A 14,044-nucleotide genomic window follows, 5' to 3' on the forward strand; every position below is an offset into this window, starting at 1 on the left:
GTGTCATGGGCGCGACCACCTGGATTCAACCAGGTTCGCGGGCCCCCGCGCAGAAGACGGGCGGCGCCGGTCAGCGCGCCGTGCGGGGCGGAGCGGAGGCGGAAGGGGCCGGCGCCGGGCCGGGCACCGGTACGGCGAGAAGTCCGGGGGGCCTCAACTCCAGGTCCGCGGACCAGGCGGTCAGGGAGACCGGGGGGCGGGCGTCGAGCGGGCGTATCAACGGCGAGAGGAGCGCGGCGCCGGCCATCACGGGCGTGACCGGTGTGCGCACCTCGTCCTGCCGCCGGCCCCCGGCCGGTGACGGCACGCCGGGCAGCAGCGGCGCGGACAGCGAGGTGGGCACGAGCGGCACTCCGCCGGAGGGCCGCTGCCCCTGCGCGAGCAGCGGAACGGCCGGCTGGCGGCGACGCGCCGTCTCGGCCCCCGTCGCCGCGCCCGCGCCCGCCGTACGCGCCGGGGTCACGTTGCTGCCGGTCCCAAAGCCGCCGCGGGCCTCCGCGGCGGTGTCCCCCGCGGCGCCGGTGGTCACACCGCCCAGGGCGATCGCGGCCAGCGACACCGCTCCGGCGGCGACGAACGCGAACCGCAGCCCGCGCGAGGCCGGCCGCTCGCCGTCGGGACGGCCGACGTGATGGATCCGGAAGCCGTCCGCCGAGGCGGAGTCACGCTCCGGTCCGGGCAGGTGCGGCCGGGCCGGGACGTAGCCGAACTCGAACCGCTCGCCGCGCCGCGCGCCGAACACCCCGGTGGCCGCGTCGGACCGCCCGGAGAGGCCGGGGAAGCCGCCGCCCAGCGGTGAGCCGCCGTCGCCGTCGCCGCCCGCGGGCAGCCCCTGGAGACGCGCCAGGAAGCTCTCCGAAGGGGGCGGTGGCGCCGTCTCGGCGAAGACGTTCTTCAGCCGGCGCTGCGCGTCCACCTCCGCCTTGCACTTCGGGCAGGTGGCCACGTGCGCCAGGACGCGTTCACGCGCCTCATGACCGAGCTCTCCGTCGACGAGGGCGGAGAGCCGGTCTCCCAGATGCTGTTCCGCGAGTCCGCTCACGGGGTCGGGTCGGGATCCACTCACGCGGTCGCGCCCCCTCCCCCCAGCGCGGGGACGCGGGCCACGAAGCTGCGGCGCTCGGCTCTGCGGGCCTCGGGCGAACGGTGCGCGAGGGCCTTGCGCAGCTGCGAGCGGCCGCGGTGGATACGGGAGCGCACCGTGCCGAGCTTGACGCCCAGGGTCGCGGCGATCTCCTCGTACGACAGCCCCTCGATGTCGCACAGGACGACCGCCGCGCGGAACTCCGGGGCGAGGGTGTCCAGCGCCTGCTGGACGTCCGCGTCGAAGTGCGCGTCGTTGAAGAGCTGCTGCGGGGTGGGCTCCTTGCTGGCCAGCCGCTCGGCGGCGTCCTCGCCGAGCGCGTCGAAGCGGATGCGCTGCTTGCGGCGGACCATGTCCAGGAAGAGGTTCGTGGTGATGCGGTGCAGCCAGCCCTCGAACGTGCCCGGGGTGTAGGTCGACAGGGAGCGGAAGACGCGGACGAAGACCTCCTGGGTGAGGTCCTCGGCGTCGTGCTGGTTGCCGGTGAGGCGGTAGGCCAGGCGGTAGACGCGGCCGCTGTGGGTGCTGACGATCTCCTCCCAGGTGGGCGGAGTCCACGCCTGCCCGTCCGCGTCGGTGGAGAAGGTCGCGGTCTGGGCGAACTCGGCGGCGTGGCTCGGGTCAGCAGCGGTGTCGGTCACGGATTTCGGCCTGCCCGCCGATCCGAGAAAGCGCCGAAGCACTCCTCCCCGATCCACAGGCGCAGCCGCACCTCCCCTGTCGGCTCTGGTGGTGTCCAGTGGAGCCCCTACCATAACCACCTCGCCCGTTAGCTCCGGATAAGCGGTTTTACGAGAATTTGACACGCGCTGCCACGGCTCGTCCGGCCGGGCTGGCACCTGCTCGGCGTCCCGTTCCATCCCATATCCCCCGTCCTGCCCCCGGTCGTGTCCGGAGCCCCGCCCTCACCCCTACAAACGACCGGTCCCATCTGCGGGTTCCCGGCCCCAACGGATACAGTCACGCCCGAGGCATCCACGGGACAGGAGAGGGCCATTACCGGCAACCGGCAGACGAGCTCGGCGTTCGCCGACGCCTATGTCGCCGAGGACGACGCCCTGCGCTGGGCCCGTGACCGGGCCGGCGACGCGGGGCTGCGCTCGGTGTCACCCGGCGCGGGCGCCGCACTGCGCCTGCTCGCCGCCACCGTGGACGCCAAGGCGGTCGCGGAGATCGGGACCGGTACCGGCGTCTCGGGCATCCACCTCCTGTACGGCATGCGCCCGGACGGGGTGCTGACCACCGTCGACCCGGAGCCGGAGCACCAGCAGTTCGCCCGCCAGGCCTTCCGTGCCGCCGGCTTCGCGAGCAACCGCGCCCGTTTCATCCCCGGGCGCGCCCTCGACGTCCTGCCCCGGCTCGCGGACGCCGGTTACGACCTGGTCTTCTGCGACGGCGACCGGCACGAGTACCTGGACTACCTCGCCGAATCGTTGCGCCTGCTGCGCCCGGGCGGCCTGGTCGTCTTCGAGGGGGTCTTCGCGCACGGACGGACGGTGGACTCCGGGCCGCAGCCGGCGGAGGTGCTGCGGCTGCGGGAGCTGCTGCGCACGGTGCGCGAGAGCCCCGACCTGGTGCCGTCACTGCTCCCGGTGGGCGACGGCCTGCTCTGCGCGGTCAAGCGCTGAACCGCTGAACCGGCCGGGCCGCAAGCGCTCCGGCATCCGGACGGCGCGGGCCCGGACCGCCGGATGACGCACGGCGACGGCCGGACCGCCGCCGCCGTACCGGCCCGGCGCCCCCGTCCGGCGGACCGGCCCCGGAAAACAGCGACCCCGGCACCGCGTGCGGTACCGGGGCAGCCGAAAGGCTATGGTCGCTTGCGCGTCAGCCGACGACCTTCTTGAGGGCGTCGCCGAGCGCGTCGGCCTCGTCAGGGGTCAGCTCGACGACGAGTCGACCGCCGCCTTCGAGCGGAACGCGCATGACGATGCCCCGCCCCTCCTTGGTCACCTCGAGCGGGCCATCACCCGTCCGCGGCTTCATGGCCGCCATGCTCGTTCCCCTTCCTGAAACCCAGCTCATCGTCAAGGCCGACGGCCCACCCAGGGGCATACGAGCGATCCGGACCCGGAACGGCCCAGGACACGCGTCACCGGCATCGAACACATTGCTTCCTGGCCATTATCCCGCATCTCAGGACCCGATGACCAACATCAGTAGGCATCGCTTGGGCAACGCGCGCGAGCAAAACCACCCAATTCGGGGATGTGGCTGCGATACTGCGCACCCGCACCGACATCCCCCGACGACGGTCCCGGCTCGATTCTTTGACGCAGGTCACACCTCCGCTCCGCGCTCCGCCCGGTGATCTCCGTCATGCTGTCATTCGGACACAGGACGTACCGAGCGGTACGTCGGAGCCGCGACACCGGAGGGGATCTCCCATGGCCGACACCGTGCTCTACGAGGTGAGCGACGGGCTCGCGACGATCACGCTGAACCGTCCGGAGGCGATGAACGCGCTCGACGTCGCGACCAAGGTCGCCCTCCGGGACGCGGTCCGGTCCGCGGCGGCCGACGACGCCGTGCGCGCCGTGCTGCTGACCGCCGCCGGGGACCGCGCGTTCTGCGTGGGGCAGGACCTCAAGGAGCACATCGGACTGCTGGCGGCCGACCGGGAGACCGGCACGGAGCAGACCATGACCACCGTGCGGGAGCACTACAACCCGATCGTGCGGGCGCTGGCCGGGGCGGCGAAGCCGGTGGTGGCGGCGGTGAACGGCGTGGCCGCCGGCGCCGGCTTCGGCTTCGCGCTGGCCGCCGACTACCGGATCGTGGCGGACACGGCGGCCTTCAACACCTCGTTCGCGGGTGTCGCGCTCACCGCCGACTCCGGCATCTCCTGGACCCTGCCGCGGGTCGTGGGCCCCGGGCGCGCGACCGACCTGCTGCTCTTCCCGCGCACCATCACGGCCCAGGACGCCTACGAGCTCGGCATCGCCAACCGCGTCGTGCCCGCGGCCGAACTGCGCGCCGAGGCCGAGAAGGCGGCGCGGGCCCTGGCCGCCGGGCCGACGGTGGCGTACGCGGCGCTCAAGGAGTCCGTGGCCTACGGTCTGACGCACTCGCTGGCGGAGACCCTGGACAAGGAGGACGAGCTCCAGACCCGGGCGGGGCGCTCCGAGGACCACGCCATCGCCGTACAGGCGTTCGTGAACAAGGAGAAGCCGACGTACCTGGGCCGCTGACCGGGGCTTACGGCACCGCCCGCCCCGGCCCGCCGCCCGGCCGGTCAGGGGCGGCGGCGCGCCACGCAGTCGGCGAGGTGGTCGTCGACCAGACCGCACGCCTGCATCAGGGCGTACGCCGTCGTCGGGCCGACGAACCGCAGGCCGCGCTTCTTCAGCGCCTTCGACAGGGCCGTCGACCCGGGGGTGACGGCCGGGACGTCGGAGAGGGTCCGGGGCGCCGTACGGCCCGCCGCCGCGGGCGCGTGGGACCAGATCAGGGAGTCGAGCTCACCCGGGGCCCAGTCGGCGAGCACGCGCGCGTTGGCCAGGGTCGCGTCGATCTTGGCGCGGTTGCGGATGATGCCCGTGTCGGCGAGGAGGCGTTCGCGGTCGGCGTCCGTGAACTCCGCCACCGCGGCGATCTTGAAATCGGCGAAGGCGGCGCGGAACCCGGGGCGGCGGCGCAGGATGGTGATCCACGACAGCCCGGACTGGAACGCCTCCAGGCTGAGGCGTTCGTAGAGCGCGTCGTCGCCGTGGACCGGGCGCCCCCACTCCTCGTCGTGGTACGTCACGTACTCCGCCGCGGACAGCGCCCACGGGCAGCGCAGGCCACCGTCCGGCCCGGCGACCGCCGCGCCCGCCGTCACCGCTGCACCCGTCGTCACCACGTCTTCCGTCATCGCTGGTCCTCCTGCTCGGGCTTGGCCAGCCGCACGTGGGCCGCGGCGGCCCGGGCGCCGGCCAGCGCGGACTCCAGGTCGGCGATCCGGGCGTCGCGCTCGGCGAGTTCGGCGCCGAGCCGGCCGAGGACGTCGTCCACGTCGGCCATGCGGTAGCCGCGGACGGCGAGCGGGAAGCGCACGTCCTCCACGTCGGCGCGGGCCAGCGGGCGGTCGGGCGGCAGGGGGTCGTGCATCCGCTCGGGCGCCGCCTCGGGCAGCGGGCCGCCGCCCTCGCCGCCGCCCACGACCGCGAGGGTGACCGCGGCGACCACGACGGCGAGCGCCACGACCAGGAACAAGAACATAACCATCGCTGCGGTCCCCACGGAGTCCGTCGTATGTGTCAGGGTCCGATCGTGCCATGCGACGCTGACGGTTAGGGTCGCATGCGGCCGAAGACCGGAGCGCACGAGGAGAGGTCACAGGGGATGCTCAGGCTGGGCAGGCGCGAATTCGACGCGCACGAGCCGGTGATCATGGCGATCGTCAACCGGACCCCGGACTCCTTCTACGACCAGGGGGCGACGTTCCACGACGAGCCGGCCCTGGCCCGCGTGGAGCAGGCGGTCGCCGAGGGAGCCGCGATCGTCGACGTCGGCGGGGTGAAGGCGGGTCCCGGCGAGGAGGTGACCGCCGAGGAGGAGGCGCGGCGCACGGTCGGCTTCGTCGCCGAGGTGCGGCGGCGGTTCCCCGACGTGATCATCAGTGTGGACACCTGGCGGGCCGAAGTCGGCGAGGCCGTCTGCGAGGCGGGGGCCGACCTGCTGAACGACGCTTGGGGCGGCGTCGACCCGCGGCTGGCGGAGGTCGCGGCACGGTACCGGGTCGGGCTGGTGTGCACGCACGCGGGCGGCGCGCGGCCGCGTACCCGGCCGCACCGGGTGGCGTACGACGACGTCATGGCCGACATCCTGGGGGTGACCGTGGGGCTGGCCGAGCGGGCGGTGGCGCTGGGGGTGCCCCGGGAGTCGGTGCTGATCGACCCGGGGCACGACTTCGGCAAGAACACCCGGCACAGTCTGGAGGCGACCCGGCGGCTCGGTGAGATGGTCGCCACCGGGTGGCCGGTGCTCGTCTCCCTGTCCAACAAGGACTTCGTGGGCGAGACGCTGGACCGGCCGGTGAAGGAACGCGTGGTGGGGACCCTGGCCACGACCGCCGTCTCGGCGTGGCTGGGTGCGCGGGTGTACCGGGTGCACGAGGTCGCCGAGACCCGGCAGGTGGTGGACATGGTGGCGTCCATCGCCGGGCACCGCGCTCCGGCGGTGGCCCGGCGGGGGCTGGCGTAGCCTTCCCCGCCCCGGCCGCTCCCGCCCGTACGCCTCCCGGGGGCGGCGCCCACGGGCCCCGGGAGCACGGCCGGCCGCGCCCACGCGGCGGCGCCGCGCGGCACGACGGCCCGCGCCCCTCGGCGCTACCTGCCGGCCTCCTTGGACATCAGCGCCACCGCCTCCTCCACGTCGTCCGTGACGTGGAACAGGGTCAGGTCGTCCTCGGCCGCCTTGCCCTCGGCGATGAGCGTGTTCTTCAGCCAGTCGACCAGACCGCCCCAGTACGCGCTGCCGAAGAGGACGATGGGGAAGCGGGTGACCTTCTGGGTCTGGACCAGGGTGAGGGCCTCGAAGAGCTCGTCGAGGGTGCCCAGGCCACCGGGCAGGACCACGAACCCTTGGGCGTACTTCACGAACATCATTTTTCTTACGAAGAAGTACCGGAAGTTGAGCCCGATATCGACGTACTGGTTCAGACCCTGCTCGAACGGCAGCTCGATGCCCAGGCCGACCGAGGTGCCGCCGGCCTCGCAGGCGCCCTTGTTCGCCGCCTCCATCGCGCCCGGGCCACCGCCCGTGATCACCGCGAAGCCCGCCTCCACCAGGCCCCGGCCCAGCCGTACCCCCGCCTCGTACTCCGGCGAGTCCACCGGGGTCCGCGCCGAGCCGAACACGCTGATGGCGGGCGGGAGTTCGGCCAGCGTGCCGAAGCCCTCGATGAACTCCGACTGGATGCGCAGGACCCGCCAGGGGTCGGTGTGCACCCAGTCGGTGGGGGCGCGTTCGTCCAGCAGCCGCTGATCGGTGGTGCTCGCCTGGACCTGTCCCCGTCGCCGCAGCACGGGTCCCAGGCGCTGCTCCTCCGGCGGCTGCTTCTTGCCCTCGGGGTTGCCAGTCGGCATGTGCGCTCCCTCCGCTTGCGGGTTGTTCCACCTCAGCGTAGATCTACGCGGGTTACCTGCGGGGGACCTCGGCATGTCCGCCGTGCAGCGCCGTGCCGCGGCTTCCCGCGGAGCTCAGCGGGTGAGCCAGGCGCGCAGCCGCTCCTCGCCCGCCAGGATCTTCGCCGTCTCGACCCGTTCGTCCCGCTTGTGCGCCAACAGGGGATTGCCCGGACCGTAGTTGACGGCAGGGATGCCCAGCGCGGCGAACCGCGACACGTCCGTCCAGCCGTACTTGGGCTTCGGAGTGGCGCCGACCGCCTCGATGAACGCCACCGCGGCGGGCTGGTCCAGCCCCGGCAGGGCGCCCGCGCTGTGGTCGTCGATCACGAACTCCTCGACCCCGCAGCCGTCGAAGACCTCGCGGACGTGCGCGACCGCCTCCGCCTCCGTGCGGTCCGGGGCATAGCGGAAGTTGACGGTGACGACGCACTCGTCGGGGATGACGTTGCCGGCCACCCCGCCCGAGATCCCCACCGCGTTGAGCCCCTCGCGGTACTCCAGGCCGTCGATGACCGGGTAGCGCGGCTGGTACTCGGCCAGCCGCCGCAGGATCGGCGCGGCGGCGTGGACGGCGTTGGAGCCCATCCAGCCACGCGCCGAGTGGGCACGCTCGCCGGTGGTCCTCAGCAGCACCCGCAGGGTGCCCTGGCAGCCGCCCTCGACCTCGCCGTCGGAGGGTTCCAGCAGGATGGCGAAGTCGCCCGCCAGCCACTCCGGGCGGGCCTCGGCGACGTGCTTGAGGCCGTTCAGCTCGGCGGCGACCTCCTCGTTGTCGTAGAAGACGAAGGTCAGGTCGCGGTTGGGGGCGGGCACCGTGGCCGCGATGCGCAGTTGCACCGCCACGCCGGACTTCATGTCGCAGGTGCCGCAGCCCCACAGGACGCCGTTCTCGTCGAGCCGCGAGGGGACGTTGTCCGCGATCGGCACGGTGTCGATGTGGCCGGCCAGGATCACGCGCTCGGGCCGGCCCAGGTCCGTGCGGGCCACGACGTTGTTGCCGAGACGCTCGACGGAAAGGTGCGGCAGGGAGCGCAGCGCGGCCTCGATCGCGTCGGCGAGCGGCTTCTCCGTGCCGCTCTCCGAGGGGAAGTCGACGAGCTGCGCGGTCAGCCGCGCGGCGTCCAGCGTGAGGTCAAGCGGGGTATCGGCCATGGCCCCGACCCTAGCGCCCGGGCCGTCGGGGCGCCGCCGCGCATCGTCCGCACCTGACTCGGCAGCCCCACCCGCCTCAAGTACCTTGTACGCGTGCCAGAGCCGTCCCCCACTCCTAAGCGCCGTGGCCGCCTCCTCCGGTTCGGGGCGTCCTTCGCCGCCCTGCTCGCGGTCGCGGGCTACCTCACGGTGCAGTACCTCACGGGCGGTACGGGTCCCGGCTGCGAGGTCGGCCCCGCGGACGGGAGCGGCCCGTCCTACGAGTTCACTCCGGAGCAGGCGGTGAACGCGGCGACGATCACGGCCGTCGGCACCGGGCGCGGCATGCCCGAACGGGCGGTGGCCATCGCCCTGGCGACCGCCCTGCAGGAGTCGGGCCTGCGCAACATCGAGCACGGCGACCGGGACTCCCTCGGCCTGTTCCAGCAGCGGCCCTCGCAGGGCTGGGGCACCTCGAAGGAGATCATGGACCCGACGTACTCGGCGGGGATCTTCTACACGCACCTGGCCAAGGTCCCCGACTACCAGCGGCTGCCGCTGACGGTGGCCGCGCAGCGCGTGCAGCGCAGCGGCTTCCCGGAGGCGTACGCCAAGCACGAGCCGGACGCCACGCTGCTCGCCGCGGCCCTCACCGGGCGCGCCGCGGCCACGCTGACCTGCCAGGGCAGGCCCGGCGTCACCCGCGCCGGCGGCCCGGACGGCGTCCGGGCCGCCCTCGTCCGGGACTTCGGGCGGGACGTGGTGCAGGAGGCGGGCGCGGAGGTGGGCGGCAGCGGCGGCCCGTCACCGGCGCCCACGCCGAGCGGGGCCCCGGGCACGAGCGGGCGGACCGTGACGCTGCCGGTGCGCGCCGACACCTCGGCGGCCGACGGGCGCAGCGCGGGACAGCGCGGCTGGCAGCTCGCGCACTGGGCGGTGGCCAACGCCTCCGCGCTGCACATCGAACGGGTGTCGTACGCCGGACGGGAGTGGACCGCCGGGGTCACCGAGGGCCAGTGGCACACTACGGACGCGAAGAACGCCGACGGGGCCGCCGTGGACACGGGCGCGGTCCGCATCACCACGGGAGGTTAGGGCCTCTCGCCCGGGTCGTGCCGGGCTCGCGGGTCCCGGCTCCCGGTCCGGCCGGCCCGGCCCCGGCCGGTGCCACCGGTGCCCTCGGCCGACGGCGTCCGACGCCCGTACGGACCTTCACTCCCCAGGGTTGTGCGGCGCGGTTCGGGCCGGTGGCGTGGGCAGGTTTTCGCGCCGTCACTCCGACAGCCGCCGAAAGCCTTGGGAACACAGCGCCGTAAGGATTCAGCAGACTTCCCGCCCGGGCGTCTTTTGCCCGGTTTCCTCCGCAACCGATAATGCGACACATTGCCAACTCTTTGCGCTGGCCCGCCGCAACCTTCGCGCGCTTCGAGCGGTAGTCACTGCGTCCGAGCCCGGCCGGTCAACTTCCGGGCACGGTCGAAGACTTCAAGTTCTCTTCCGTCGAAGGAGCAACATGTCCCTCCCCCTGTCCCGCCGGATCGCCCGTGCCGCGCTGCTCGTCGCTGCGGGAGCGGCTGCCGGGGTCGGTGCGGCCGGCTCCGCCAGCGCTGCCCCCGAGCTGCCCGCCACCCCGAACGTCGGCGGCCTGACCGCCCTGGACGGGGCGAACGTCGGCAACACCGTGGACGGTGCGACCCGGCACGTCACCGGGGTCGCGGGCGACACCGGCGGCAAGGCGGTGAAGCAGACGGTGCCGACCGCGGGCAAGGCCGGCGGCAAGCTCGTGAAGCAGACGGCGCCGGTGGCGCAGAAGACGGCGGGCGACGCGGCGGGGTCCGCGGGGACCGTGCTCGGCGACACCACCAGGACGGCCACGAAGGGCGGCCTGCCCGCGCAGTCCCTGCCGGTCTCGGCGGGCCTGCCGCTCGGCGGCTGAGCGCACCTCGCACGACCCGACGGGGTCCAGGGCTCCCTGGGCCCCGTCGCCGTGTTCCGGGTTGCCAGGGCCCGCGGCGGCCGCTCGCTCCCGCCCGGCACGGCCGGCCTTCCGCGGCCCGGATGCGGAAGGCGGCCTCGGCCCGGGGGGCGGCCTCAGCCGGCCAGCCTCCGCACGGCCGCCTCGATCCTCTCGTCCGTGGCCGTCAGGGCCACACGGACGAACCGGTCGCCCGCCCGGCCGTAGAAGTCGCCGGGGGCGACCAGGATGCCCCGCTCGGCGAGGTGGGCCACGGTGTCCCAGCAGGACTCCTCGCGGGTGGCCCAGAGGTAGAGACTGGCCTCGCTGTGCTCGATGCGGAAGCCGTGGTCCAGCAGCGCCCGGCGCAAGGCGGTGCGGCGGGCCGCGTAGCGCCCGCGCTGCTCGCGCACGTGGGTGTCGTCGCCCAGGGCCGCCACCACGGCCGCCTGGGTGGGCGCGGAGGTCATCATGCCGCCGTGCTTGCGGATCTCCAGCAGCGGGCCGAGGACGGCCGGGTCGCCCGCCAGGAAGGCGGCCCGGTAGCCCGCCAGGTTGGAGCGCTTGGAGAGCGAGTGGACGGCGACGATGCCGTCGAAGGAGCCGCCGTTCACGTCGGGGTGGAGGACCGAGACCGGTTCCGCCTCCCAGCCCAGTTCGAGGTAGCACTCGTCGGAGAGGACGAGGACGCCGTGCTCGCGGGCCCAGGCGACGATCCGGGTCAGCTCCTCCTTGCCCAGCACCTTGCCCGTGGGGTTCGACGGCGAGTTCAGCCACAGGAGCTTGAGGCCGGCCGGGTCCAGGTCCGTCGTCGGGTCGTCGTAGACCTCGTGGTCCGCGCGGGCCAGACGGGCGCCGACCTCGTAGGTCGGGTAGGCCAGGCGGGGGTACGCCACCGTGTCGCCGGGGCCGAGGCCCAGCTGGGTGGGGAGCCAGGCGACCAGTTCCTTGGAGCCGACGATCGGCAGGACGTGGCGGTGGGTGACGCCGCGGGCGCCGAGACGGCGCTCCACCCAGCCGGTGATCGCGTCACGCAGTTCCGGCGTGCCCCAGACGGTCGGATAGCCCGGCGAGTCGGCCGCCGCGACCAGCGCCTTCTGGATCAGCTCGGGGACCGGGTCGACCGGGGTCCCGACGGACAGGTCGACGATGCCGTCCGGGTGGGCGGCGGCCGTCTTCTTGTACGGCTCCAGCTTGTCCCAGGGGAAGGTGGGAAGCCGGTCTGAGACTGCGGACACGGGGATCAGGCTCACTTTCTGGTACGGCAAACGCCTCGGTCCCGTGCGGCGGTAGGAGCGCTCGAGGCGATCAGGCCGTACGGGACCGAGGCGGCGTGGCGTGGGGCCGCCGGACGGTTACTCGCCCTGCGGCGGCAGCGCGGCGACGACGGGGTGGTCGCGCTCGATCAGCCCCAGCTTGCTGGCGCCACCGGGAGAGCCGAGCTCGTCGAAGAACTCGACGTTGGCCTTGTAGTAGTCCTTCCACTCCTCCGGCACGTCGTCCTCGTAGAAGATCGCCTCGACCGGGCAGACCGGTTCACAGGCACCACAGTCGACGCATTCGTCCGGGTGGATGTACAAGGACCGCTGGCCCTCGTAGATGCAGTCGACCGGGCACTCCTCGATGCACGCCTTGTCCTTCACGTCGACACAAGGCTGCGCGATGACGTAGGTCACGCTGTCGTTCCTCCTCGATAGGGCGCTGGCGGGCCTCCACAGGCTCCGCCGCCTGGCGCGCGGGAGCGCGGCGTCGTCGATGCCCGCCCCTAGTATCTCCGTTCTTGGGCATGATCCGAACAGGAGGGGTGAACCGACCCGTGGAAATTCCGGCGACAGGACGCCTCGAGGTCCGTATCACCGCTGCTGACGTGGGCAAACGAGTCTCCGTACGGCGCTTGGGCGAACCTGGTGGGGCAGGTGAGAAGTTCACCGACACGGTCGGCGTTCTCACATCATGGGACAACGGTGTGCTACTGATCACACGAAAGGACGGCGAAACCGTCCGGATCGCGGAATCCACGCTGGTAGCGGGCAAGGTGGTTCCGGCGGCTCCGGCGCGTCGGCGCGGTCCCGCCGCCACGTACGGGGAACTCGCGCGCGTCGCCGCGCGGGCCTGGCGGCCGGTGGAGAGCGAGCGGCTCGGCGACTGGGAGCTGAGGGCGGCCGGCGGGTTCACCCGGCGGGCCAATTCCGTGCTGCCGCTCGGCGATCCCGGCGTTCCGCTCGACGAGGCGCTGGCCGCCGTACGACGCTGGTACCACGGGCGCGGCCTGCCCGCGTACGTCCAGACCGCCACCGGCGCCGAGGGCACGCAGGAACAGCTGTGCGCGGAGCTGGAGCGGCGGGGCTGGGTGCGCGAGGTGACCGCCGAGCTGTGGACCGGGTCCCTGGCACCGGTCGCCGACCGGGCCGAGGGCCCCGGCGCCCGCGGGGTCGTGCTGTCCCGCACGGCCGACGAGGCGTGGCTTGCGCGCTACCAGCGCAAGGGGGTGAGCGAGGTGGCCCTGGAGGTCCTGGGCAGCGGGCCCTCGGTGTGGTTCGCGTCCGTGCCCGGCGAGGGCCGGGCCGCGCCCGCGGCGATCGGCCGGTGCGTGGTCGACGGGCGGTGGGCGTCCTTCGCCGCCGTGGAGGTGGATCCGGCGCGGCGGCGCGAGGGGCTGGCCACCGCCGTGGTGGCCGCGCTCGCCCGGCAGGCCCTCGACGAGGGCGCGTCGGCCGCCTGGCTCCAGGTGGAGACCGACAACGCCGGGGCGCGGGCGCTGTACGCCCGGATGGGCTTCACGGCGCACCACGCCTACCACCACTACCGCGAGCCCGCCCCGGCGGCGGAGGCCGCGGGGCGGCCCGCCGCACCGGGTGGCGCCGGCCCGTCGTGGCCGGCGCCGTGACCGGGTACGAGCTCGCCATGGGCGCCCCCTGTCCCCCGCCGTCCGAACGGGCCGCCGAACTGCTCCGGCGGTTCGCCGAGGAGGCCCGCTCCGAACGACCCGACCTGTCGGCGCTGTGCCTGCTGATCGGCGCGGCGGCCGACCGCACGCTGGACGAGGCGGGCCTGGACGCGGCGCAGGTCGAGCTCGACCGGCTGGCCGGGCAGCTGCCGTACCGGCCGGGCGGACCGCTCGCCTGGGCGCGGGCGCTGCACGAGCTGCTCGGCGAGCGGTACGGCTTCCGCGGCTCGGCGGCGGACTACCAGCGGCTGGACTCCTCGCTGCTGCACGAGGTGCTGCGGCGGCGGCGCGGGCTGCCCATCCTGCTGTCGGTGGTGTGGCTGGAGGTCGCACGGCGGGCCGGGGCGCCGGTGTACGGGGTCGCGCTGCCCGGCCACTTCGTGGTCGGGTTCGGCCCCGCCGAGGAACAGGTGCTCGCCGATCCGTTCGACGGGGGCCGGGTGCTCACCGGCGCGGACGCCGAACTGCTGGTCTCGGGCGCGACGGGGGCGCCGCTGAATCCGTCGATGCTCGTGCCCGCGGCGCCGCTGGACGTCGTGCTGCGGGTACTGAACAACATCCGGGCGTGGGCGGCCGTACGGCCCGAACGGTCGGACGTGGCGCTGTGGGCCGTCGAGCTGTCGCTGGTGGTGCCGTCGCACCCCGCGCGGCTGCGGTACGAGCGGGCCCAGCTGCTCGTGCAGCGGGGCGACTTCGTGGGCGGCGCGCTGGAGCTGGAGGCGTACGCCGAACTGGTCTCGGTGGTGGACGAGGAAGCGGCCGAGCGGGTGCGCGGACAGGCGCAGGCGGCGCGGGCGCTGCTGAACTGAGCGCGC

Annotated in this window: 16 protein-coding genes; 7 read left to right on the forward strand and 9 right to left on the reverse strand. The window is 73.9% G+C overall.

Annotated elements, in window-relative coordinates; genetic code table 11:
- Positions 1–70: 70 nt before the first annotated feature.
- Together ACF061_RS06315 and sigE are read right to left on the reverse strand one after the other, a co-directional pair.
- Positions 71–1,066 carry an anti-sigma factor family protein gene (locus ACF061_RS06315; RefSeq protein ID WP_392265651.1) on the reverse strand — a complete coding sequence of 332 codons (996 nt, stop codon included), beginning with the start codon at positions 1,064–1,066 and terminating at the stop codon, positions 71–73.
- Complete coding sequence (gene sigE / locus ACF061_RS06320; RefSeq protein WP_392265652.1) at positions 1,063–1,839, reverse strand: RNA polymerase sigma factor SigE; 777 nt, start codon at positions 1,837–1,839, stop codon at positions 1,063–1,065. Before sigE ends, ACF061_RS06315 begins: the two co-directional genes overlap by 4 nt.
- A 174-nt stretch (positions 1,840–2,013) precedes the next feature.
- Between sigE and ACF061_RS06325 the strand changes: the two genes are divergently transcribed.
- Positions 2,014–2,712, forward strand: a complete 699-nt coding sequence (locus ACF061_RS06325) for an O-methyltransferase (RefSeq protein ID WP_392266157.1) — start codon at positions 2,014–2,016, stop codon at positions 2,710–2,712.
- A gap of 199 nt (positions 2,713–2,911) precedes the next feature.
- Here ACF061_RS06325 and ACF061_RS06330 read toward each other — a convergent pair whose 3' ends face one another.
- Positions 2,912–3,079 (reverse strand): DUF3117 domain-containing protein, encoded by a 168-nt coding sequence (locus ACF061_RS06330; RefSeq protein ID WP_003966491.1) that lies wholly within the window; start codon positions 3,077–3,079, stop codon positions 2,912–2,914.
- Between the two features lie 392 nt (positions 3,080–3,471).
- Between ACF061_RS06330 and ACF061_RS06335 the strand changes: the two genes are divergently transcribed.
- On the forward strand, positions 3,472–4,275 hold the full coding sequence (locus tag ACF061_RS06335) for an enoyl-CoA hydratase/isomerase family protein (RefSeq protein WP_392265653.1): 804 nt from the start codon (positions 3,472–3,474) through the stop codon (positions 4,273–4,275).
- A 44-nt stretch (positions 4,276–4,319) separates the two neighbouring features.
- On the opposite strand, the gene ACF061_RS06340 is transcribed toward ACF061_RS06335, so the two are convergent.
- Both ACF061_RS06340 and ACF061_RS06345 read right to left on the reverse strand, forming a co-directional pair.
- Positions 4,320–4,907 (reverse strand): DNA-3-methyladenine glycosylase I, encoded by a 588-nt coding sequence (locus ACF061_RS06340; protein ID WP_392266158.1) that lies wholly within the window; start codon positions 4,905–4,907, stop codon positions 4,320–4,322.
- Between the two features lie 29 nt (positions 4,908–4,936).
- Complete coding sequence (locus ACF061_RS06345; protein WP_392265654.1) at positions 4,937–5,293, reverse strand: DivIVA domain-containing protein; 357 nt, start codon at positions 5,291–5,293, stop codon at positions 4,937–4,939.
- Between the two features lie 117 nt (positions 5,294–5,410).
- Between ACF061_RS06345 and folP the strand changes: the two genes are divergently transcribed.
- A complete protein-coding gene (gene folP, locus ACF061_RS06350) occupies positions 5,411–6,271 on the forward strand; it encodes a dihydropteroate synthase (protein ID WP_392266159.1) in 861 nt (286 codons plus the stop codon).
- A 125-nt stretch (positions 6,272–6,396) separates the two neighbouring features.
- Here folP and ACF061_RS06355 read toward each other — a convergent pair whose 3' ends face one another.
- On the reverse strand, positions 6,397–7,155 hold the full coding sequence (locus tag ACF061_RS06355) for a TIGR00730 family Rossman fold protein (protein WP_392265655.1): 759 nt from the start codon (positions 7,153–7,155) through the stop codon (positions 6,397–6,399).
- A 114-nt stretch (positions 7,156–7,269) separates the two neighbouring features.
- Positions 7,270–8,349 carry a succinyl-diaminopimelate desuccinylase gene (gene dapE / locus ACF061_RS06360; RefSeq protein WP_392265656.1) on the reverse strand — a complete coding sequence of 360 codons (1,080 nt, stop codon included), beginning with the start codon at positions 8,347–8,349 and terminating at the stop codon, positions 7,270–7,272.
- A gap of 93 nt (positions 8,350–8,442) precedes the next feature.
- Here dapE and ACF061_RS06365 point away from each other — a divergent pair, with 93 nt between their 5' ends.
- A complete protein-coding gene (locus ACF061_RS06365; RefSeq protein WP_392265657.1) occupies positions 8,443–9,423 on the forward strand; it encodes a heavy metal transporter in 981 nt (326 codons plus the stop codon).
- Positions 9,424–9,841: 418 nt separating this feature from the next.
- The gene (locus ACF061_RS06370; RefSeq protein WP_392265658.1) at positions 9,842–10,264 is read left to right on the forward strand and encodes an ATP-binding protein; all 423 of its coding nucleotides are present in this window, start codon (positions 9,842–9,844) and stop codon (positions 10,262–10,264) included.
- A gap of 155 nt (positions 10,265–10,419) precedes the next feature.
- Here the strand turns inward: ACF061_RS06370 and ACF061_RS06375 are convergent, their stop codons facing one another.
- On the reverse strand, positions 10,420–11,520 hold the full coding sequence (locus ACF061_RS06375) for a bifunctional succinyldiaminopimelate transaminase/glutamate-prephenate aminotransferase (RefSeq protein WP_392265659.1): 1,101 nt from the start codon (positions 11,518–11,520) through the stop codon (positions 10,420–10,422).
- Positions 11,521–11,637: 117 nt separating this feature from the next.
- Positions 11,638–11,958 carry a ferredoxin gene (fdxA, locus tag ACF061_RS06380; RefSeq protein WP_030176303.1) on the reverse strand — a complete coding sequence of 107 codons (321 nt, stop codon included), beginning with the start codon at positions 11,956–11,958 and terminating at the stop codon, positions 11,638–11,640.
- Between the two features lie 140 nt (positions 11,959–12,098).
- Here fdxA and ACF061_RS06385 point away from each other — a divergent pair, with 140 nt between their 5' ends.
- Positions 12,099–13,169: a GNAT family N-acetyltransferase gene (locus ACF061_RS06385; protein WP_392266160.1), complete on the forward strand. Its 1,071-nt coding sequence runs from the start codon at positions 12,099–12,101 to the stop codon at positions 13,167–13,169.
- A gap of 17 nt (positions 13,170–13,186) precedes the next feature.
- Entirely contained in the window at positions 13,187–14,038 is an 852-nt protein-coding gene (locus ACF061_RS06390) for a tetratricopeptide repeat protein (RefSeq protein WP_392266161.1), read from the forward strand.
- Positions 14,039–14,044 lie beyond the last annotated feature (6 nt).

Origin of the sequence: Streptomyces sp. NPDC015220 (assembly GCF_043079345.1) — a bacterium.
GTDB lineage: Bacteria > Actinomycetota > Actinomycetes > Streptomycetales > Streptomycetaceae > Streptomyces.